The organism is Cypionkella sp., assembly GCF_028290025.1.
Taxonomy (GTDB): domain Bacteria; phylum Pseudomonadota; class Alphaproteobacteria; order Rhodobacterales; family Rhodobacteraceae; genus Cypionkella.
The window spans coordinates 61,331-81,465 of sequence record NZ_JAQGKQ010000046.1 but is presented as its reverse complement, the minus strand read 5'-3'; the positions used below and the strand labels follow the sequence as shown (position 1 = coordinate 81,465).

Annotated in this window: 18 protein-coding genes; 12 read left to right on the top strand and 6 right to left on the bottom strand. The window is 60.0% G+C overall.

Annotation, left to right across the window (positions count from 1 at the left end; translation table 11 throughout):
• Window positions 1-48 precede the first annotated feature (48 nt).
• From JWS10_RS06415 to JWS10_RS06400, 4 genes are read left to right on the top strand one after another with little or no spacing between them, the layout of a single operon-like run.
• Entirely contained in the window at window positions 49-1,053 is a 1,005-nt protein-coding gene (locus JWS10_RS06415) for a MoxR family ATPase (RefSeq protein WP_299505591.1), read from the top strand.
• The gene (locus JWS10_RS06410) at window positions 1,050-1,916 is read left to right on the top strand and encodes a DUF58 domain-containing protein (RefSeq protein WP_299505589.1); all 867 of its coding nucleotides are present in this window, start codon (window positions 1,050-1,052) and stop codon (window positions 1,914-1,916) included. Before JWS10_RS06415 ends, JWS10_RS06410 begins: the two co-directional genes overlap by 4 nt.
• Complete coding sequence (locus tag JWS10_RS06405) at window positions 1,913-4,663, top strand: DUF4159 domain-containing protein (RefSeq protein WP_299505588.1); 2,751 nt, start codon at window positions 1,913-1,915, stop codon at window positions 4,661-4,663. The genes JWS10_RS06410 and JWS10_RS06405 overlap by 4 nt, the downstream gene beginning before the upstream one ends.
• Window positions 4,660-6,729: a hypothetical protein gene (locus tag JWS10_RS06400; RefSeq protein WP_299505586.1), complete on the top strand. Its 2,070-nt coding sequence runs from the start codon at window positions 4,660-4,662 to the stop codon at window positions 6,727-6,729. Before JWS10_RS06405 ends, JWS10_RS06400 begins: the two co-directional genes overlap by 4 nt.
• Here the strand turns inward: JWS10_RS06400 and JWS10_RS06395 are convergent.
• Entirely contained in the window at window positions 6,710-7,402 is a 693-nt protein-coding gene (locus JWS10_RS06395) for a DUF599 domain-containing protein (RefSeq protein WP_366943519.1), read from the bottom strand. The genes JWS10_RS06400 and JWS10_RS06395 overlap by 20 nt on opposite strands.
• A gap of 101 nt (window positions 7,403-7,503) precedes the next feature.
• On the opposite strand from JWS10_RS06395, the gene JWS10_RS06390 reads away from it, so the two are divergent.
• The 5 genes from JWS10_RS06390 to JWS10_RS06370 all read left to right on the top strand — a co-directional run bounded on the left by JWS10_RS06390 (window position 7,504) and on the right by JWS10_RS06370 (window position 12,858).
• The gene (locus JWS10_RS06390; protein ID WP_299505584.1) at window positions 7,504-8,937 is read left to right on the top strand and encodes an FAD-linked oxidase C-terminal domain-containing protein; all 1,434 of its coding nucleotides are present in this window, start codon (window positions 7,504-7,506) and stop codon (window positions 8,935-8,937) included.
• 92 nt (window positions 8,938-9,029) lie between these two features.
• Window positions 9,030-10,094, top strand: a complete 1,065-nt coding sequence (locus JWS10_RS06385) for an FAD-binding protein (RefSeq protein ID WP_299505583.1) — start codon at window positions 9,030-9,032, stop codon at window positions 10,092-10,094.
• The gene (gene glcF, locus JWS10_RS06380) at window positions 10,094-11,365 is read left to right on the top strand and encodes a glycolate oxidase subunit GlcF (protein ID WP_299505580.1); all 1,272 of its coding nucleotides are present in this window, start codon (window positions 10,094-10,096) and stop codon (window positions 11,363-11,365) included. Before JWS10_RS06385 ends, glcF begins: the two co-directional genes overlap by 1 nt.
• A gap of 56 nt (window positions 11,366-11,421) precedes the next feature.
• A complete protein-coding gene (locus JWS10_RS06375) occupies window positions 11,422-12,222 on the top strand; it encodes a trypsin-like serine protease (RefSeq protein ID WP_299505578.1) in 801 nt (266 codons plus the stop codon).
• Between the two features lie 159 nt (window positions 12,223-12,381).
• Window positions 12,382-12,858, top strand: coding sequence for an Hsp20 family protein (locus tag JWS10_RS06370; RefSeq protein WP_299476970.1), 477 nt, complete (start codon window positions 12,382-12,384; stop codon window positions 12,856-12,858).
• 58 nt (window positions 12,859-12,916) lie between these two features.
• Here JWS10_RS06370 and JWS10_RS06365 read toward each other — a convergent pair whose 3' ends face one another.
• From JWS10_RS06365 to JWS10_RS06345, 5 genes are all read right to left on the bottom strand, one after another.
• Window positions 12,917-14,986 carry a von Willebrand factor type A domain-containing protein gene (locus JWS10_RS06365; RefSeq protein ID WP_299505577.1) on the bottom strand — a complete coding sequence of 690 codons (2,070 nt, stop codon included), beginning with the start codon at window positions 14,984-14,986 and terminating at the stop codon, window positions 12,917-12,919.
• A gap of 105 nt (window positions 14,987-15,091) precedes the next feature.
• Window positions 15,092-15,628, bottom strand: coding sequence for an RNA polymerase sigma factor (locus JWS10_RS06360; protein ID WP_299505575.1), 537 nt, complete (start codon window positions 15,626-15,628; stop codon window positions 15,092-15,094).
• Between the two features lie 168 nt (window positions 15,629-15,796).
• On the bottom strand, window positions 15,797-16,345 hold the full coding sequence (locus JWS10_RS06355; protein ID WP_299476117.1) for a peptidoglycan-binding domain-containing protein: 549 nt from the start codon (window positions 16,343-16,345) through the stop codon (window positions 15,797-15,799).
• A 145-nt stretch (window positions 16,346-16,490) separates the two neighbouring features.
• A complete protein-coding gene (locus JWS10_RS06350; RefSeq protein ID WP_299505574.1) occupies window positions 16,491-16,844 on the bottom strand; it encodes a cupin domain-containing protein in 354 nt (117 codons plus the stop codon).
• A gap of 93 nt (window positions 16,845-16,937) precedes the next feature.
• Window positions 16,938-17,324 carry a helix-turn-helix domain-containing protein gene (locus JWS10_RS06345; RefSeq protein WP_299505571.1) on the bottom strand — a complete coding sequence of 129 codons (387 nt, stop codon included), beginning with the start codon at window positions 17,322-17,324 and terminating at the stop codon, window positions 16,938-16,940.
• Window positions 17,325-17,427: 103 nt separating this feature from the next.
• Between JWS10_RS06345 and JWS10_RS06340 the strand changes: the two genes are divergently transcribed.
• The 3 genes from JWS10_RS06340 (at window position 17,428) to JWS10_RS06330 (ending at window position 20,114) form a co-directional block, all read left to right on the top strand.
• Complete coding sequence (locus tag JWS10_RS06340; protein WP_299505569.1) at window positions 17,428-18,171, top strand: SDR family oxidoreductase; 744 nt, start codon at window positions 17,428-17,430, stop codon at window positions 18,169-18,171.
• A 190-nt stretch (window positions 18,172-18,361) separates the two neighbouring features.
• Window positions 18,362-19,540 (top strand): glutathionylspermidine synthase family protein, encoded by a 1,179-nt coding sequence (locus JWS10_RS06335; RefSeq protein WP_299505567.1) that lies wholly within the window; start codon window positions 18,362-18,364, stop codon window positions 19,538-19,540.
• 4 nt (window positions 19,541-19,544) lie between these two features.
• The gene (locus tag JWS10_RS06330; protein WP_299505565.1) at window positions 19,545-20,114 is read left to right on the top strand and encodes a DUF1190 domain-containing protein; all 570 of its coding nucleotides are present in this window, start codon (window positions 19,545-19,547) and stop codon (window positions 20,112-20,114) included.
• The last annotated feature ends 21 nt before the right edge of the window (window positions 20,115-20,135 follow it).

The following is a 20,135-nucleotide window of genomic DNA, read 5'->3' as shown; positions in this document are numbered from 1 at the left end:
CCCAGTTTGGATCATATGGCAGCATATAACCTGTTCCGGAGAATTGTCATGGCCGATCCAACCCAGCTTGTCGCCGAGATCGAAACCTTGGGCGCGCGGTTGGCGCAAGCCAAGGCCTCGATCAACCAGCGCTTCATCGGGCAAGACAAGGTGGTCGATCAGGTTCTGGCCGCGATGTTGTGTGGTGGCCATGCTTTGTTGGTCGGTTTGCCGGGTCTGGGAAAGACCTTGCTGGTCGATACGCTCAGCACCGTGATGGGCCTAAAAGGCAACCGCATCCAGTTCACCCCCGATCTGATGCCCGCCGATATTCTGGGCTCCGAAGTGCTGGAAACCGCCGCCGATGGCAGCCGCGCCTTCCGTTTCATCGAAGGCCCGGTATTTTGCCAACTGCTAATGGCGGATGAGATCAACCGCGCCAGCCCCCGCACCCAGTCGGCTTTGCTGCAAGCCATGCAGGAAAAGGAAGTCACCATCGCAGGCCAGCACCGTGCTTTGGGCCGTCCGTTTCATGTGCTTGCCACGCAAAACCCGATTGAACAGGAAGGCACTTATCCGCTCCCCGAAGCGCAGCTTGACCGTTTCCTTCTGCAAGTGAACGTCGATTACCCCACCCGCGCGCATGAGCGTGACATTCTGCTCGCCACTACAGGGGCCACCGAATCTGAAGCCCATCAAGTGTTTAGCGCCGATGAACTGCTCGCCGCCCAAACCGTGCTGCGCCGGATGCCTGTGGGCGATCAGGTGGTCGAAGCGATCCTTGATCTGGTCCGCGCCTGCCGTCCGGGTGAGCCTGAAGGCCGAGATCTGGCAGGCAGCCTGTCTTGGGGCCCCGGCCCGCGTGCAGCCCAAGCCCTGATGCTAACCGTCCGCGCCCGCGCGCTGCTGGATGGCCGCTTGGTGCCCTCTATCGCCGATGTCGCCGAGATGGCGAAGCCTGTGCTGGAGCACCGCATGGCTTTGTCCTTCGCCGCCCGGGCGCGTGGCGAAACCCTGTCGAGCCTGATTGACCGCACCATCAGCCGCAGCTTGAAACTTGAGGCTGCTGCGTGAGCATATCCGCCGATCTGCGCGCCCGAGCCGAAACGCTTGGCCAATCGCTGCCAGCCCTTCTGGCAGAAGCCGAACATTTGGCGGCAACGCTGATGCTTGGCGAACATGGCCGCCGTCGCGCAGGCCAAGGCGATGAGTTCTGGCAATACCGCCCCGCCCATCAGGGCGATGCGGCGCGCTCGATTGATTGGCGGCGTTCCGCCCGTTCCGACGCGCATTTCGTCCGCGAACGCGAATGGCAAGCGGCGCAATCGGTGACACTCTGGGTCGATGCCGCCCGCTCAATGACATTTTCCGGTGACAAAGATCGAGCGACGAAACTCGACCGCGCGCGGTTGCTGGCACTGGCTTTATCGGTGCTACTTCTGCGTGGCGGTGAACGGGTCGGCCTGTCTGGCACCGCTCCCAAACCGGGACGCGCGCAGATCATGGCGCTGCTCGAAGGCTTGTCCTCTGATGGAGCTGACGACTATGGCACACCCGATGTGGCAGGCATGGTCAGCCATGGCCGCGCTGTTTTCCTGTCCGATTTTTTGAGCAATCTTGAGCCGTTAGAGACTGCCCTCACTCTTGCCGCAGATCGTGGTGTGCGCGGTGTTCTGCTACAAGTGCTTGATCCCGCAGAGGAAGATTTCCCCTACCAAGGCCGCACCGTGTTTGAATCCATGCAAGGCTCTCTTAAACACGAAACCCAATCGGCTGGCGATTTGCGCACGCGCTATCTAGACCGCCTCGCCGAACGCAAAGCGCGTCTTGCCACTTTAGCCCGCGCAATGGGCTGGCATTACCACTGCCACCACACCGGGCAATCAGCGCAAACGGCGCTGCTGTGGGCCTATAGCGCGCTGGAAGGTGGCCGATGAGTATGTTCGCCTTCAACACGCCTTGGCTGCTCTGGGGGCTGATCGCCCTACCGATCCTGTGGCTCCTCCTCCGCGCCATCCCCCCCGCGCCGATCCGTCGTCGCTTCCCCGCCGTTGCCCTCCTGCTTGGCTTGACGGATGAAGATCGCCAAGCCGACAAGACCCCTTGGTGGCTGTTATTGCTGCGGGCTTTGGCGGTGGCGGCCGCTATTATCGGATTTGCCGGCCCGGTGTTGAACCCGGAAAACCGTGCGGCGGGCACTGGTCCGCTGCTGGTTGTTTTGGATGGCGGTTGGGCCGACGCGCGCGACTGGCCCGCCCGCATTGAGAAGGCGAACAGTCTTCTTGCCGAAGCTGGCCGTTCGGGCCGCACCGTCGCTGTCATTCGGCTGACCGATCTGCCGCAGCCCGTGGAATTTCAGAACGCCGAGGCTTGGACGGGGCGGCTCGCCGCGATGGAGCCGCAACCGTTCGCGCCACAAGCATTTGAAGAATGGTCGAAAATCCTGCCCGAAAGCGCCTTCGACAGCTACTGGTTCTCGGACGGCCTTGACCACCCGGGTCGCGATGTCCTCCTGACAGCCTTGAATACCAAAGGCAGCCTCACCGCTTTCCTGTCGCCGCGCCCAGTTTTTGCGCTGCGTCCAGCCGTGTATGAAGACGGCAAAATTACTCTGACTGCCGCCCGCCTGCCCAGCGATACCGCCGATCTTGATGTGATCGCCCGCGGTCCTGACCCCTCCGGTATTGACCGCGAACTCGCGCGCGGCAGCCTGCATTTCGACGTGAACGCAGCGGAGGCGAAAGCCAGCCTCGACCTGCCGCCCGAATTGCGCAACCGCGTTACGCGGTTTGAACTCTTGGGCCAGCGCAGTGCCGGTGCCGTTAGCCTGACCGATGACAGCCTGAAGCGCCGTAAAATCGCGGTGATCGGTGGCACTGCCGACCGCGAGGGTCTGCCGCTGCTGCAACCCACCTACTACCTGCGCCAAGCTCTAACCCCCGTCGCTGATCTGGTCGAAGGCGGCCTGTCCGACGTGATCCCCGCCAATCCCGATGTGATCATCCTAGCCGATGTCGCCAAACTAACCCCGGCGGAAAGCGATAGCCTGCTAGAATGGGTAAACAAGGGCGGCCTCCTGCTGCGTTTTGCTGGTCCTCGACTGGCCGCGTCCCAACTTTCCCGCGCCGAAGAAGACCCGCTGATGCCCGTCCGCTTGCGCGAAGGTGGCCGTTCGGTCGGCGGTACGATGAGCTGGGGTGAACCGAAAACCTTGGCCCCTTTCCCCGAGGATTCGCCCTTCCACGGCCTGAGCATCCCGGATGATGTGACCGTCACCGAGCAAGTCCTCGCCCAACCCGACCCCACCTTGACCGAGCGCACGATTGCGGCGCTCGCCGATGGCACGCCCTTGGTGACCCGCAAGGAAATCGGTGCGGGCCAGGTGGTGCTGGTGCATGTTACCGCCAATGCCGAATGGTCCAGCCTGCCGCTGTCGGGCCTTTTCGTGCAAATGCTGGAGCGGCTGGCGGTTTCCACCAAGCCCGCCCAACCCAATGCGCAGGACCTAGCGGGCCTGACTTGGGTGCCGCAGAAGGTAATGGACGGCTACGGGGTAGAACGTGATGCAGGCGAAATCGCCGGAGTAGAGGGCGAAAAGCTGGGCAAAGCACTGGTTTCCGGCCCCGGTCCGGGCCTGCCAGCCGGGCTTTACGCCAGCGCAGATCGTAAAGTCGCGCTGAACGTGATTGGCCCCAAAACCCCCATCACCGCCGCGACTTGGCCCGCTGGCACGATGATCGAAGGCATCGCAGCCGTCAAAGCCCAGGCTTTGAAGGGCATCCTGCTGACCGCTGCAATGCTGATGTTGGCGCTGGATGTGCTCGCGGCGCTCTGGGTTTCGGGTCGGATTGGCGGCATTGCCCGCACCGCCGCTGTGATGCTCGCGCTGTTTGTCCCGCATGATGCCCGCGCCCAAGTGCCCGATGACATCAAAGCGCTAGAGGCGACGCGCGGCGTGGTGCTGGCCTACGTGCAGACCGGCGATGCGGCAATGGATCAGGTGTCAGAGGCGGGCCTGCGCGGTCTTAGCGATCAGCTTTGGCTGCGCACCGCCGTGGAGCCCGAAACTCCGATGAGCATTGATCTTGAGAATGACGACCTCGCCTTCTACCCGTTCTTATATTGGCCGATCACCCCGAACCAGCCTGTCCCCTCGACCGCCGCCTATGCCAAACTGAACCGCTTTCTGCGCACCGGCGGCATGATCATGTTTGACACCCGCGATGGCGATATCGCGGGCCTCTCGGGTGACAACACGCCGGAAGGCCAGATGCTGCAACTGATCGCATCCGGTCTGGATATCCCGCCGCTAGAGCCAATGCCGAAAGATCACGTTCTGACCCGCAGCTTCTATCTGCTGCAAGACTTTCCCGGTCGTTTCGCTGGCGGCACCGTGTGGGTCGAAGCCTCTGATCCCGAAGCCGAAAAGGCCGAGGGCATGCCGTTTCGCAATCTTAACGATGGCGTGACTCCGGTGATTATCGGTAGCGCCGATTGGGCCTCGGCTTGGGCCACGGACCCTGATGGCGTGCCGATGTTTCCGGTGGGGCGCGGCTATGCGGGCGAGGATCAGCGTGAGATTTCCTACCGCTTCGGCATCAACGTCATCATGCATGTGCTGACCGGAAACTATAAATCGGATCAGGTCCATGTGCCTGCCCTGCTCGAAAGGTTGGGCGAATGAGCCGGACAGTTGTTTTCGATCCGCTAGTCGCCCTCCCCTTGATCTGGGCGCTTGCCGTTATAGCCGGTCTGCTGGTGGCCTTCGCTTTGTGGAAAGGCTTGCGCGGTTGGCTGTTGCGCGGCCTCGCGTTCATTGCTTTGGGCGTGGCGCTCGCCAATCCGTCCTTGCAGGAAGAAAACCGCAAACCATTGTCCGATATCGTTTTACTGCTGGTCGATGAAAGCTCTAGCCAAACCCTGTCAGATCGCAAAGCCCAAGCCGAAGCTGCCGTCGCCAAGGTTACCGCCGAGGTCGCGGCCCTGCCCAACACCGAACTGCGGCTGATCCGCTTTGGCGATGGCCCCGAGGATGCGGGCACCTTGGCGATGACAGCACTATCGCAAGCAATGGCCGAGGAACCCCGCGCCCGCATTGCCGGGGCGATCCTGATCACCGACGGCCAAGTGCATGACCTAAACCTCGCCCCCGCTTTACCTGCACCTTTGCAAGTTCTGCTCACCGGGAAAAAGCAAGACTGGGATCGTCATCTGATCATCGAAGAAGCCCCAGCCTTCGCGATTCTGGGCGAGGAGTTTATCCTCAAGCTGAAAGTTGAAGATAAAGGCGCAGTGCCAGCCGCAGCTGGTGCTTCGGTGGCGCTGACCATCGGCGTTGACTCCGACGCGCCCATGACCTTCGACATTCCGGTCAACGAAGATATGGAACTGCCCGTCCGCCTGCCGCACGCTGGCATGAACGTGCTGCAATTCTCGGTAGCGCCCGTGGACGGCGAACTGACCGACCGCAACAACACTGCCGTGGTGCAGATCAACGGTGTGCGTGACCGCCTGCGTGTGCTGCTGGTTTCGGGTGAACCGCATGCAGGCGAGCGCGTCTGGCGCAACCTTTTGAAGTCTGACCCTTCGGTCGATCTCGTGCATTTCACCATCCTGCGCCCACCCGAAAAACAAGATGGCGTGCCGGTTGAGGAACTCTCCCTGATCGCCTTTCCAACGCGAGAATTGTTCGTCGAGAAAATCAAAGATTTCGACCTTATCATCTTTGACCGCTACCGGATGCGCGGCATCCTTCCGATGGAATATATTGATAACGTTGTGCAATATGTCAAAAACGGCGGCACAGTGCTGGTCGCCGCTGGCCCGGAATTTGGCGCTGTCGATAGCCTCTGGCGCTCGCCTTTGGCAGAAATCTTGCCTGTCGAGCCCACCAGTCAAGTCATCGAAGAAGGCTACAAACCCAAACTCACCGACCTCGGCCGCCGCCATCCCGTCACCGAGGGGCTGGAAGCCTTGTTCCCAAAAGGCTGGGGCCGTTGGTTTCGCATGATCGACGTCAATCTGCTGCGGGGTCAGGTGCTGATGTCCGGCCCGCAAGACAAACCTTTGCTGGTGCTGGACCGCGTTGAAAAAGGCCGCATCGCGGTGCTCGCCTCAGATCAGGCTTGGCTTTGGGGCCGTGGCTATGAAGGCGGCGGTCCGCAGTTGGAATTGCTGCGCCGCCTCGCGCATTGGATGCTGAAAGAACCGGAGCTAGAGGAGGAGTCACTGACTGCCACCAACAAGGCCGAGGTTCTGACCATCACCCGCCGCACCGTGTCCGACAAACCTCCGGGCGACCTGACCATCACCGGGCCGGATGGCAAAACCGAAACGCTGACTCTGCCATCCGACGGTCCCGGCAAATACAGCGCCGACTGGAAAGCGCCCGCTTTGGGTCTGTATCGTCTGCAACAAGACGATCTGGTGCGTGTGGTAGCTGTCGGCACGTCTGCCCCTAAAGAGTTCGTCGAAACCTTAGCCTCAGCCGAGGGCCTGGCCCCGATCGTCGCCACCCTGCAGGGCGGTATCCAGCCGATTGAGGCGGGCTTGCCCAGCATCCGCACCGTCCGCGAAGGCCGCCCCGCTGCCGGTCGCGGCTGGATCGGCATCATCCCGCGTGAGGCTTACGTCACCGAAGACTTGCGCATCAGTCCATTGGTCCCCAGTTGGCTGATGCTGATCTTGGCGGCAGGTTTGGCAGTTGCAGCGTGGCTGGTGGAAGGTCGCTTCAAGCGACGCGCAGCATAACTTTGCGCGATTCCGAGGCAAATTCGCGCCGGATCAGCATCGCCGAGGTCAGTAAAGTCGTCGCGATCAAAACATAAGGCCCCAGCAGCCAACCCAAACTGCCCAAAGCGAAGTAAATCGAGTGCAGTCCGCGGTTGAAGCTTATTGCCGCCGTGATGTTCAACTCCCCAGCTTGCGCCGCCCGATGCGGTGCCAGCGGATCGGCAGGGTCATTCGGCACCGCTGCCATCATCACCGCGCAATAGCCAAACAGCCGATTTGACCATATGAATTTCAGCACCGCATTGGCGAGAAAAACGATCACCAGCAACACCCGAAGCTGCAATCCGGTGGCATCAGCGGGCAAGGTCAGGTCTTTCGCCAACCCCACCACCGCTGCCGGATTGCCGATCAACGCAATGCCGCCGCCAATCGCAATCAGCGAAGCGCTAGCGAAAAACGCAGTGCCCTGCCGCAAACTGTCGATCATTGAGGCGTCAAATATCCGTGGCTGCCGCGTCAAAAACTGCCGCATCCACTCGCGCCGATATTCTTTCATCAGCAGGCTGACCGAAGGCCGCGATGCCGGAGGATGTTCAATTACCCAGCCAATCACTGCCCAAGCCAGCACTGTAAACGCCACACAAAGCGCATCCGTCGTGCCAAGCGGGCCGATGTTGATCATAGTTTCCATCGGGCAAACTTACGGCTTCACAACAATTCTGGAAAGACCCAACAGCAGCTTGCCAATTTGCTAAATTGGTTATATTTTCTGACCAGACGCAGGAGACGCCGATGGATATGCCGATCCCCAATGCCGCGATATTGGCGCGCAAATCCACCATCGTGGCCCGTCTGCGCGGCGTCCTGCCCGCCGATGCGGTGATCTTCGATCCCGCCGAAACCCGTGCCTATGAGTGTGACGCCCTCACCGCCTACCGCTGCGCGCCTCTTGTGGCGGTGCTGCCCCGAACCACCGCCGAAGTCGCCGCCGTTCTGAAGATCTGCCACGAAGAACAAATACCTGTGGTGCCGCGCGGTTCTGGCACCTCGCTTGCCGGAGGCGCTCTGCCTACCGCAGACTGTGTAATCCTTGGTGTAGCGCGGATGAATGCCGTGCTGGAAACCGACTACGACAACCGCTTCATCCGCGTGCAATCAGGCCGCACCAATCTATCCGTCACCGGTGCGATAGAATCCGACGGCTGGTTCTATGCCCCCGATCCCTCCAGCCAACTCGCCTGCGCCATTGCGGGCAATATCGCGATGAACTCGGGCGGCGCGCATTGTCTGAAATACGGCGTCACCACGAATAATGTGCTGGGCGTAACCCTTGTGCAAATGGATGGCACAGTGGTGGAAATCGGCGGGCCGTGGTCCGACGCTGGCGGAATTGATCTGCTCGGGGTGATCTGCGGGTCCGAGGGCCAGCTTGGCGTCGTCACCGAAGCCACCCTACGCATCCTGCCAAAACCCGAAGGCGCGCGCCCCGTGCTGGTCGGGTTCAACTCCAACGAAGTCGCAGGCACCTGCGTCTCCGACATCATCAAAGCTGGCATCTTGCCCGTCGCCATCGAATTCATGGACCGCCCCTGCATCCGCGCCACCGAAGCTTTCGCCAAAGCGGGCTACCCCGATTGCGAGGCATTGCTGATCATCGAAGTCGAAGGCTCCCCTGCCGAAATCGCCGAACAACTCACCCGCATCAAAGCCATCGCCATGCAGCACAACCCGGTCGAGTTTCGCGAAGCCGCCGATGAAGATCAGGCCAAACGCATCTGGCTGGGCCGCAAGTCGGCGTTCGGCGCGATGGGACAAATCAATGATTACATGTGCTTAGATGGCACCATCCCGGTCTCCGCACTCCCTTACGTCCTGCGCCGCATTGGTGAGATGAGCACCGCTTACGGGCTGGACGTCGGCAATGTCTTTCACGCAGGCGACGGCAACATGCACCCGCTGATCCTATTCGACGCCAACAAACCCGGTGATCTGCAACGCTGCGAGGCTTTTGGAGCTGACATTCTCAAGCTGTGTGTCGAGGTGGGCGGTTGCCTGACGGGTGAGCATGGCGTCGGCATCGAAAAGCGCGATCTGATGTCGGTGCAATTCACTGCTGCAGATATGGAAGCGCAACTGCGCGTCAAAGACGTGTTCGACCCGGCTTGGCTGCTAAACCCGGCGAAGGTGTTTCCGTTAAACATAACGGCATCGCGGCGGGCTGGTTGAAAGTCCGGGCTCGCTTCACCGGACCATTGGCTTCTCGAACCAAGCGCGAACCGAACGGACCAACCCAAGAATGTTGAGAACAAAGGATAACCATGAAGCCTGCTTCAGAAAGCGAACTGAGTGAAATGATCCGGGGCGCTCGGGCTTTTCTGATCCAAGGCGGTGGCACGCGCCGGATTGGGCAAACGGTGGGCGAATTGCTGGAAACAAGCGCATTAGCGGGGGTGGAACTGTATGAACCGGGCGCTTTAACGCTGATCGCGCGTGCAGGTACGCCGCTTGCCGAAGTGCAAACGATCTTAGCTGCCGAACGGCAGCGCCTCGCCTTTGAGGTGCCCGACCTGCGCAAACTGTTAGATCGCGAAGGCACCTCGACCATCGGCGGCGTGGTGGCGGCAAATGCCTCTGGCCCCCGCCGCGTGCAAGTCGGTGCCTGCCGCGATGCACTGCTGGGAGTGCGGTTTGTCGATGGCACGGGCGCGATTGTGAAGAACGGCGGGCGGGTGATGAAGAATGTCACCGGCTATGATCTGGTCAAGCTGATGGCAGGCTCGCAGGGCGTTTTGGGCGTTCTCACCGAGGTCAGTTTCAAAGTCCAAGCGGTGCCAGAAGCCGAGGTGACCTTGATGGCCGAACGGAGCTTGCCGCAAGGTCTGGCCGACCTGCGCGCAGCACTTGGCTCGCCTTACGACATTTCCGGTGCCGCATGGATTGCGGGTCGCGCCATGATCCGCCTCGAAGGCATGGCTGGTTCGGTCGCCTATCGTGCCGGTAAGCTGCGGGATCTGCTGGCGTTTGACACAGCCGAGGCTGACTGGAGCGCAGTGCGCGACGTCACTCTGTTCGCTGGCCGACCCGGCGCGGTTTGGCGCGTCTCGGTAAAGCCGACCGAAGCGGCACCGCTGATCGCACGGTTGGGGCTAGAGGCGGTTTGCGATTGGGGCGGCGGCTTGGTTTGGCTGCTCGACCCCACCGGCACAGCCGATGTGCGCGCTGCTTTGTCCGGCAATGGCCATGCCACCTTGATGCGGACTCTGCCGGGTGCAATGTCAGTGCCCGTTTTTCAGCCCGAGTCGCTCGCTGTCGCAAAACTCACCGCTGGCCTGCGTGCGAAATTCGACCCACGCGGCGTTTTCAACCCGGGGATGATGGGCTGATGCAGACACATTTCACTGACGCGCAACTTCAAGACCCCAAGCTGTCCGAGGCAAACAAAATCCTGCGCTCGTGTGTGCATTGCGGCTTTTGCACTGCAACTTGCCCGACATATCAAGTGCTTGGCGATGAACTCGACAGTCCGCGCGGCCGGATTTATCTGATCAAGGAAATGCTGGAAACCGGCCGCCCCGCCGATGCGCGCACCGTCAAGCATCTCGACCGCTGCCTGTCTTGCCTTGCCTGCACCACCACCTGCCCGTCGGGCGTCGATTACATGCACCTGATCGACCAAGCCCGCGCCTATGTTGAGAAAACCTACAAACGCCCGCAATCCGACCGCGCCTTGCGCTGGCTGCTTGCGAAGGTGATCCCGCATCCAAAACGCTTTCGGCTGGCACTGTTTGCCGCCAAACTGGGCCGCCCCTTTGCCAACCTGATCCCCGACGCAAGACTGCGCGCGATGCTCGCTATGGCACCGAAAACCATTCCTCCGGTCAGTCGCAACGACGATCCGCAAAGCTTTCCGCCGGATGGCAAAGCCGTAATGCGCGTTGCGCTGATGACCGGCTGCGCGCAAAAGGCGCTGAACACCGATATCAACGACGCCACCATCCGGCTTTTGCGGCGTCTGGGCTGTGAGGTTGTGATTGCCAAAGGCATGGGCTGTTGCGGCGCGCTCACCCACCATATGGGGCGAGAGGCCGAAAGCCACGCCTCCACCCGCGCCAATATCGCCGCCTTTATCGCCGAGAAACGCGGCGCAGGGCTGGATGCGATTGTGATAAATACCTCGGGTTGCGGCACCACGGTAAAGGATTACGGCCACATGATCGGCAGCGCTGAGGCTGCTGAAATCTCTGCACTGACGCTGGATATATCTGAGCTGCTGCAACGGCTTACACTGCCTGCAGGCGCACCCAAAGGCATGACCGTCGCTTACCATTCCGCCTGCTCGCTTCAGCACGGTCAGCAAATCAAAACCGCGCCGAAAGACCTGCTCAAGCGCGCGGGTTTCACTGTGGTCGAGCCTGCCGACAGCCATCTCTGCTGCGGCTCGGCAGGCACCTATAACCTGCTGCAACCCGAGATTTCGCAGCAACTCCGCGCCCGCAAAGTCCAGACGCTTGAGGCCAAACGCCCGGACATTATCGCCGCCGGTAACATCGGCTGCATGATGCAGATCGGTTCGGCAACCAGCATTCCCATCGTCCACACTGTCGAGCTGCTGGATTGGGCCACTGGTGGGCCAAAGCCGCGGGCGTTGGGCTGATTGGCCTCAAATCCGCCGCACTTCCGGGCTACCCCCGGCAACAGCCCGGAGGATACATGCGCTTCGCCCTTATCGCTTTGCTTACGCTTGTCTGCCTGCCAGCGCGCGCACAAGAAACCGCCCTTGTTAGCCTACAAACCGGAGATGACTCAAAGGGTTGGAACGCTGTCGGTCGGCTCAACCTCGGCGACCGTGGCTTTTGCACCGGCACCTTGATCGCTCCCGACCTAGTGCTCACTGCCGCGCATTGCTTGTTCGACAAAGAGACCGGCGCGCGCATTGAGGCGCGAGACATCGAATTTCTCGCTGGCCTGCGCAATGGCCGTGCCGAAGCTTACCGCAGTGTCGCACGCGCAGTGGCGCATCCCGACTACGTCTACAGCGGTGACAGTGAGATTGACCGCACCGCCTATGACGTTGCTGTGCTGGAACTGAATCAGCCGATCCGGCAACCCTCAATCCAACCGATTGCCACCGCTAGCCCGCCAAAAATCGGCGACGAGGTCGGCGTGGTGTCTTACGCGCAAGACCGCGCCGAAGCGCCCTCGCTGCAACAGATCTGTCATGTGATTGATGGCTCTCGCGCCGTGTTGGTGCTGTCATGCGACGTAGATTTCGGCTCGTCCGGTGCGCCAATTTTTGTGGTGAAAGACGGTGTGCCGCAGATCGTTTCAGTGGTCTCTGCCAAGGCTGAATCGAATGGCAAGAAGGTGTCTTTGGGCACCGCACTGCAAGATCCGCTTGCTGTTGTGCTGGCAGAAATCGCCAAAGACGATGGCCCGATCGCGTTATCGGGCGGCAAGGTTAACACTTTGGCCGGTGGTAAAGCCCGCGGCGCAAAATTTTTAAAACCTTAGCGCAATGCGCTTTAAAAGCTCTTGAAAGCTGCCGTTCGCATTCCCAGATCAGCGATGTCGTCGGGATGCCGCAATCGGGCCCGGGGACATCAACCGCCTTGCCCGGATGGGAAGGCTTATGCGCCGTTGCAAAACGGCCATCGCTTGAAAGAGGATGCCATGCGCAATTTTGATTTTGCTCCGCTCTACCGTGCCACCGTTGGCTTTGATCGTATTGCCGATCTGGTGGATCGCGCTTTGACTGCCGATGTGGCTCAGCCCACCTATCCCCCATATAACATTGAGAAAACCGCTGAAGATGCCTACCGCATCTCCATCGCAGTGGCGGGTTTCTCGCCGGACGAACTGTCGGTCGAAGTGAAGGATGGCGCACTGCATGTCAGCGCTCGTAAAGAGCCTGAAGGCGCTGAGAAAGCCTACCTGCACCGTGGCATCGCCACCCGTGCGTTTGAGCGCCGCTTTGCTCTGGCCGATCATGTCCGCGTCACTGGCGCTGCACACGAATATGGTATGCTCCACATCGACCTCGTCCGCGAAACGCCCGAGGCCCTGAAGCCTCGCCGCATTGAAATCGGTCGCCGTGCCGATGTCGAAATGCAGGCGGTAGAGTCTCAGCCAGAAACCGCGACGCACTAAGACCTCACGCTAACAGAAAGGCCCGACGAAACGTCGGGCCTTTTTTATTTCGCTTAAGCTATTGTGCCAAAGCCTTCGCCGTCCGCATCAAGTTCACCGCCTCAATCCGATAGCCGAACTCGTCCGCCCCGCGCGAAGCCAGCGCCAGATCAATCGCCTGATCCCAGCCCCAATCGCCCAGATATTTCGTATCTGTCAGCAACTGCCCAAAACCCGCAATCGCCGCCGCAAACCGCGTTTCATCCGTCACCGGCATCCCCGGCACAATCGGAGTTTCCTGCAACGTGCTATCTTTACCCCCCGGCGCAACCGAACGCAGCCGCAGATAGCCAAGTTCGCTAGAACCCTCCGGCGCCTTAGCCGAACCATAACGCAGTGCATCATTCCGCAAGGCCGAACTCCCCGGCGCGGTCACCTCGTAGATCGCCGTTACCGCCGTGCCCGCACCAATATCGCCCGCATCAACTTTGTCATTGTTGAAATCCTCGCGCGCCAGCGCCCGTGTCTCATACCCAATCAGCCGATATTCCGCGACCTGCGCCGGGTTCCACTCCACTTGGATTTTCACATTGTCCGCAATCGGATACAGCGCGCCCGTCAGCTGATCGACCAGCACTTTGCGCGCCTCGTTCAGCGTGTCGATATACGACGCAGTGCCATTGCCGTTCTGCGCCAGCGCCTGCATCGTCGCATCGTCGAGATTACCGCGCCCAAATCCTAGCACCGAAAGATACACTCCGCTCTCGCGTTTCTTGGCGATATAAGTTTTCAGCGCCTCTGGATCATCAATCCCCACATTGAAATCGCCATCCGTCGCCAGCAGCACGCGGCTGACCTCACCGTCCGCCTTCATGCTTTCCGCCACCTGATACGCCAGCTCCAACCCCTGCGCGCCAGCCGTCGAGCCGCCCGCATATAACTGATCCAACGCCCCCATAATCGTCGCGGTATCGCTGGCCTTAGTCGGCGGCAATACCTGCCCAGCCGACCCCGCATAAGCCACAATTGCGACCTGATCTTCCGGATGCAACTGCCCCAGCATCAGCCCAAGCGATTGTTTCAACAGTGGAAGTTTGTTGGCATCCTCCATCGACCCGGAAGTATCCACCAAAAACACCAAGTTCAACGGTGGCCGATTTTCCACCTGCGGCACAGCGCCCTGAATAGCGATATTCACCAGCCGGGTATTCGGGTTCCACGGCGTCGGCATCACTGTAATGGTCGGGCGAAACGCCTGACCCCCCTCAGGTTTCGGATAGGCATAGGGGAAATAGTTCACCATCTCCTCAATCCGCACCGAGGCCGGATCGGGCAGAGAACCCGCGTTCAAAGATGATCGCACCGTCGCATAAGACGCGGTATCGACGTCAATCGAGAAGGTCGAAACGGGCTCCTCCGCTGTTACCTTCACCGGATTGGCGTCAGCATTGGCGAAGGCTTCGGTGTTTTCCGCCCGTTGCGGCGCGAACTCCATCGCGGGCATCTCCGACACCGCACTCGTCGAGTAGCTGTCCGTGGACATTTCACCGGTGACGCCCCTCATCGGCATCGGAGGAGGGGCCGTCTGCACGGATGCAGACTCGTCCTGCATCACAGTTTCCGGCTCGGAAACAGGCGCGGCGGCATCAGCGGCCGGCTTTAAACTCCGGTTTGCTGCGCCACCTGCCGCCGCCTCGGCTTCCGCTTTCGCCGGAGCCTTCGCTTCAGCGTCACTGGGCGCAAGCTTTGCTTTGGCAGTATCGGACTGCTGTTGTGGCAGCACCTCGGGCAGCGTATCTAACACGGGCGGCTGCAGCGGAGCGTCGACCTGCGCGATCGGCTTACTGCCCGCCGCATCCAGCGGACCCTTGCCCGACAGCGGCAGGATAACCACAAACCCAACCAAAAGCGCGGCAACCGACGTCGTGGCAGCCAAAACAGGTTTCATCTTCAAAGCATTCAGCATGGCGATACCCTTTTGCAAAATACCCACCCTCACTGGGCGGTCTTGCATAGGACGCATCGGCTCGGTCGATCCTTGGAGACGATCAAAATTTTCCATCGCCAACCGCATCGCCGCGGTTTTTGCAGCCGAATCAGCGGCAGGCACAGCACGCAGCGCAGCTTTCAGGGCGTCAAGCTCATCCATCAGTTTGCGTCCTCCACGCCAAGGCGGTGCTTGGGGACGGATTTTGTCCCACTCATTTCGCATCCTCCACAGCCAAGGCGGTGCGTGGGACGGTTTTTGTCTGAATCATTTCGCATCCTCCACCGCCATCGCCCGCAGGCGTTTCTTCACCTCAGACATCCGCCAAGCCACAGTGCCTTCTGACACCCCCAACACCACTCCCGCCTCGGCTTGAGTCATCTCCTCGCCCAAAACCAAAGCCACCGTATCGCGCAACTCTACCGACAACCGAGCCATTGCGCCCAGCAACCAATCCTGCGCCTCGGCTTGGCTACGTATCTCATCCTGCCGAGCAATTTCCCAATCGCCCCAGCCACTTGCGGCCTTCGCATGGGTAGCCTGACGACGCCTCAAATCATGTGCTGCGTTCATCACCACGCGGTAAAGCCAAGTGGTAAACCGCGCATCGCCGCGCCAATGCCGCAGCTTTACCGGCAAGGCCGCACAAATATCCTGCGCGAGATCCTGCGCCTCGGCCCGCAGCCCGATCAAGCGATATGCCAGCCGATAAATTCGGTCGTAATGTCGCTCGACCAGCAGCGCAAAAGCGTCACGGTCACCGCCAGCGGCGGCAGAGGCAAGGGTCTCATCCGGGGTTTCCATCAGCATGACCATAGTAAGACGCAGCGAAACCCGCAATCCTTGGTACATGCGCAAAAGAAAGCGCGCCCGAACAGATCGGGCGCGCAGGACTGTCTAAAATCAGTCACCAGATATGGTAGGCAACTCGCTAAAACCACACCGCCAGCTTGGAGTGGCGTTCGGCTAGGCTTAATTGATCAGCCCGTCATATACGCCATATGCGCTATTGGTCGATCCTAATTGCCGTGTTTGGCCTTGATCGCCAGCATAAGCGACCACAGCGTTGTAAGTGCCGGGGCCGAAAGAGCCGTCAATACCTCCGCGATAATAGCCGTAAGACGACAACCTGCGTTGAATCAACCGCCGTTCCGACGACGAAAAGCTGTTGAAAGCTCGAGCAGCAGCGGTGTTGTACACAGAAACCCGCGGTTGTTCGTAACGCGGTGCGTACTGCTGATAGCGCGGCTGTTCGTATTGCCGTTCGTAACGCGGCTCATAGCGCTGTTCGTAACGCGGCCGGTTTTCGTATCGAGGTTGATTATGGTGCTTGTTCGGTTTGGTCTCACGGATGATACCTTGCAACAGAACCACGCCAGCAGCACCCTTAAGCACGTCTTGCTCGCGCTGGCCCCAAGCCAGTGCAGGTGCCGCTGGCAAAGCGATTGCGAGGGCAGTCAATATCGCAACGGTGTTGCGCTTGATGTTTGAGACAGCGGGCAGCATGTCATATCCTTTCATGTTGTGAACCAGCGAGAACAGCCTCGTTGGCCGATGAGATCAACATGTGGATGCAACGTGAGATAAGCAAAGTCGTTCCGCTGCTAGGCGATAACAAGGCCGAGATGATCGGCGGGCGGCGTCAACCGCCCCACCGCTAAGTACATCATTTAATGCGGAAATCGAAATGCTTACGCACGTTTTCCTCGATTTTCCAGATGCCCTTAAATGTCGGCTCCACCACAAAGGAATCGCCCGCTTGGACAGTGACCGGGGAGCCGCCATCTGGTGTAATGGTGATCTTGCCCGCGATAAGCACGACATATTCATACGCCGTATAGGTCGCATGATAGCTGCCAACTGTGCACTCCCAGATGCCCGAAACCATATCGCCCGCCGCCGAAGTATGCAGCGCCCAGGTCTTCATGCTTGGGCTACCTTCGGTGACAATCCAGCCATCCAGATCGGCGGTGGAGGGGTCAGAGCCGTTCGTATCGGGAAGTTTGACGACAGTTTGCATGGTTGATCCTTTCGGGTTGTGATGGCTTAAAGTCGCAGAACGCGCCCATCCTGTCCGCTTCATCTCCGACAAAACAGCGGGCAGAGCCGACTGTCAGTCCCGCGCGTCAAACGCCGCGCGCGCAGCCTCGATCCGCTCAAGATGCGCTTCCGCCCAAGTCCATACCCCACAGAACGCCTCGCCCAACGTCAGCCCCAGATCGGTCAGCCGATATTCCACCTTCGGCGGCACCACCGGATGTACGGTGCGATGCACCAGCCCATCCCGCTCCATCTGCCGCAGGGTCTGCGTCAGCATTTTCTGACTGATGCCCTCAACAGCGCGACCAATCTGAGTGAACCGCATCTCACCACGCTGCGCCAGCAACTCCAATATCAGCATCGTCCACTTAGCCGCAATCCGCCCGATCAGGTCGTTCACCAACTTCTCGATACGCGGATCAATCGGCTGGGCATTAGAAGTTAGAAATTGGATCGTCATAACACTCTCTTTTAGGTGAGTATAAATCTTTTGGGTGCCTTCTTTCTTTTTGAACGTGTCAGCCGCATTTCACAAGCAGAGAACGAACTTGAAAGGAAACGCAATGAAAACCACAGGCAATACGATCCTGATCACCGGTGGCACTTCAGGGATTGGCCTCGCTTTGGCACAGGCTTTGGCGGCTCAAGGCAACCAAGTCATCATCGCGGGGCGGCGCCAAGCTTTGCTGGATCAAGCGGTTGCGAACACCCCTAATCTTCACGGGGTCACACTGGATGTCAGCGACGCCGCAGCGCTGCCCGGGTTCGTCGCCACGATCACCCAAAGCTTCCCCAGCCTGAACGTGCTGATCAACAACGCGGGAATTATGCTTGCCGAAAACCTGCAAGCGGGCGACACCAAAACCGCCGAGGCGATGATCGCCACCAACCTGATCGCTCCAATCCAACTGACCGCAGCCCTCTTGCCACATCTGATGGCACAAACCAGCGCCACCATTATTAACGTCACCTCGGGTCTCGCCTTCGTGCCGCTGACCCGCACTCCGACGTATAACGCCACCAAAGCCGCGCTGCACAGCTACAGCCAATCCCTCCGGCATCAGCTTCGCGACACCTCGGTCGAAGTGTTGGAACTCGCCCCACCATCTGTGCAAACCGATCTGATGCCGGGCCATGCGGTAGATCCGACCGCCATGCCACTCGCCGATTATATCGCCGAAGTAATGCAGATTTTGGCCAATCCAGATGGCTCGGGTGAGGTGTTGGTCAACCGCGTGAAATTCCTGCGCAACGCCGAAGCCGAAGGCCGCTATGCCGATGTTTTCAAGGCTCTGAACGGCTCGTAGGATATATTAAAACAAAAACGGCGCAGTTCTCGCCTGCGCCGTTTTTGTTTGATCAAACCAACCGACAAAAACCGATCTCTTTCGGCTCCACATAATCGCCGATGCCACGCGACAGCCCGACAATTTGCCGCCGGGGCTTGTGTCTAACGATGGCAACCCCGATATCTTCCACAACCCTGTGGAGTATCCCTTGCACCGTATCACCCTTCCCGAACGCCCCGACTGGCGCGTCGAAGCCGAGAAACTTGGTTTCACCTTTGCCGATATGTATGGCGAGCCCTATTGGGACGAAACTTCGGCCTATAGTTTCACGCTCGCCCAGATCGAAGACGACATCGAAGACCCCAGCACCGAACTTCACGCCATGTGTCGCGAAGCAGTGGCGCATGTGATCGCATCCGAAACCCTGATGCAGCGGATGGATATCCCGCGCGCGCATTGGGATCTGGTGGCGCAAAGCTGGCATGATGCCGAACCTGAATTATATGGTCGTTTCGATCTGGCCTATGACGGCAGTGGCCCCGCCAAAATGCTGGAATACAACGCCGACACGCCGACCTCGCTGTATGAAAGTGCCTCGTTCCAATGGCTGTGGTTTGAACAGCAACTGGCCGCCCGCGTGCTGCCCGAAGGTACCGATCAGTTCAACGGCGTGCATGAAGCCTTGGTCGCTCGTCTGGCCGAAATGTTTGCCCCCGACACCGACCTGCATTTTGCAGCCGTCGCCGACGCGCCCGAAGACTACGCCACGGTAGAAACCATGGCTTGGGCCGCGCGAGAGGCCGGTTTGGGCGCGCATTACACCGATCTCGACAAGATCGGCATCAGCCCCGACGGCCAATTCACCGATGCCGAAGATCGGGTGATCGGCGCGTTGTTCAAACTCTACCCGTGGGAAGACCTGCTGCGCGACCCGTTTGCCGACAAGATCACCGCCTCAGGCTGTCGCTTCATCGAACCTGCTTGGAAAGCCATCCTGTCGAACAAGGCGATCCTGCCCGTGCTGTGGCAGATTTTTGAAGGCCACCCCAACCTGCTGCCCGCGTATTTTGAAGACGAAGCCGCATTGGGCCGCGCCCCTGATCTGCTGGCCCAAGGCTATGTCACCAAGCCGATCTTCTCCCGCGAAGGCCAATCGGTTACGATTCACCAAAACGGCGCGGTGCTTGAAGCTGCCACGGCCCGCGATTACGATCAGCACCCGAAGATCGTGCAAGCCTATCATCCGCTGCCGGTGTTTGCAGAAATGCGTCCGGTTATTGGTGCGTGGATTGTAGGAGAGACCTGCGTCGGCATGGGTTTGCGCGAAGATCGCAGCCGCATCACGCAAGATTTGTCGCGGTTCAAGCCGCACTTTATAGAAGGGTAAGGCGATGAAACGCTCACGTCATGTTGCACTCACCTTGCTCGGCGCTGCCGCGTTCGGGTTGGCCGCCTGCAACGAAGAAAAGACCGAGGCCAGCGCCTTTGCCGACAAGGCCAGTTGTTTGGCCGAGGCCAAGCCAGACGGCTGGTTTTCGGCTGCCGATTGCGAAACCGCCTTCGCCGAGGCGCAAAAGCTGCACGAAGAAACCGCGCCGCGCTACGAAAGCCGCGAATTGTGCGAGGCAGAGCACGGCGCAGGCGCTTGCGGCGGCGATGCGGCGGCGAACAATGGCGGCGGCGGTTCGGTGTTCATGCCGCTGTTGATGGGCTACATGATCGGTCAGGCACTGGGCGGCGGTAGGGTGATGTCGCAACCGGTGGTGCGCTCGGCAGGCGGCGGTTTTGCCACGCCAGACGGCGGCACCCGCATCACTAATCTCAACAGCGGCGGCAAGATCAACGCCAGCGCCTTCAATAAAGCCCCTGTCACCAGAGGCTTGGCACCGATGACCAAAACCCAAGTGCAATCGCGCGGCGGCTTCGGCAGTTCAGGTGCATCGCGCGGCGTCGGAGGTTAATCAAACGGCGCGAGGGCTTCC

Excerpts from the sequence above, each read along its gene's own strand:
- JWS10_RS06395 (WP_366943519.1), bottom strand. The coding sequence starts at position 7,402 with ATGGAAACTATGATCAACATCGGCCCGCTTGGCACGACGGATGCGCTT.
- JWS10_RS06370 (WP_299476970.1), top strand. The coding sequence starts at position 12,382 with ATGCGCAATTTTGATTTTGCTCCGCTCTACCGTGCCACCGTTGGCTTT.
- JWS10_RS06345 (WP_299505571.1), bottom strand. The coding sequence starts at position 17,324 with ATGACGATCCAATTTCTAACTTCTAATGCCCAGCCGATTGATCCGCGT.
- JWS10_RS06415 (WP_299505591.1), top strand. The coding sequence starts at position 49 with ATGGCCGATCCAACCCAGCTTGTCGCCGAGATCGAAACCTTGGGCGCG.
- JWS10_RS06330 (WP_299505565.1), top strand. The coding sequence starts at position 19,545 with ATGAAACGCTCACGTCATGTTGCACTCACCTTGCTCGGCGCTGCCGCG.
- JWS10_RS06400 (WP_299505586.1), top strand. The coding sequence starts at position 4,660 with ATGAGCCGGACAGTTGTTTTCGATCCGCTAGTCGCCCTCCCCTTGATC.
- JWS10_RS06340 (WP_299505569.1), top strand. The coding sequence starts at position 17,428 with ATGAAAACCACAGGCAATACGATCCTGATCACCGGTGGCACTTCAGGG.
- JWS10_RS06365 (WP_299505577.1), bottom strand. The coding sequence starts at position 14,986 with ATGGATGAGCTTGACGCCCTGAAAGCTGCGCTGCGTGCTGTGCCTGCC.
- JWS10_RS06355 (WP_299476117.1), bottom strand. The coding sequence starts at position 16,345 with ATGAAAGGATATGACATGCTGCCCGCTGTCTCAAACATCAAGCGCAAC.
- JWS10_RS06405 (WP_299505588.1), top strand. The coding sequence starts at position 1,913 with ATGAGTATGTTCGCCTTCAACACGCCTTGGCTGCTCTGGGGGCTGATC.
- JWS10_RS06385 (WP_299505583.1), top strand. The coding sequence starts at position 9,030 with ATGAAGCCTGCTTCAGAAAGCGAACTGAGTGAAATGATCCGGGGCGCT.
- glcF (WP_299505580.1), top strand. The coding sequence starts at position 10,094 with ATGCAGACACATTTCACTGACGCGCAACTTCAAGACCCCAAGCTGTCC.
- JWS10_RS06375 (WP_299505578.1), top strand. The coding sequence starts at position 11,422 with ATGCGCTTCGCCCTTATCGCTTTGCTTACGCTTGTCTGCCTGCCAGCG.
- JWS10_RS06390 (WP_299505584.1), top strand. The coding sequence starts at position 7,504 with ATGGATATGCCGATCCCCAATGCCGCGATATTGGCGCGCAAATCCACC.
- JWS10_RS06360 (WP_299505575.1), bottom strand. The coding sequence starts at position 15,628 with ATGGAAACCCCGGATGAGACCCTTGCCTCTGCCGCCGCTGGCGGTGAC.
- JWS10_RS06350 (WP_299505574.1), bottom strand. The coding sequence starts at position 16,844 with ATGCAAACTGTCGTCAAACTTCCCGATACGAACGGCTCTGACCCCTCC.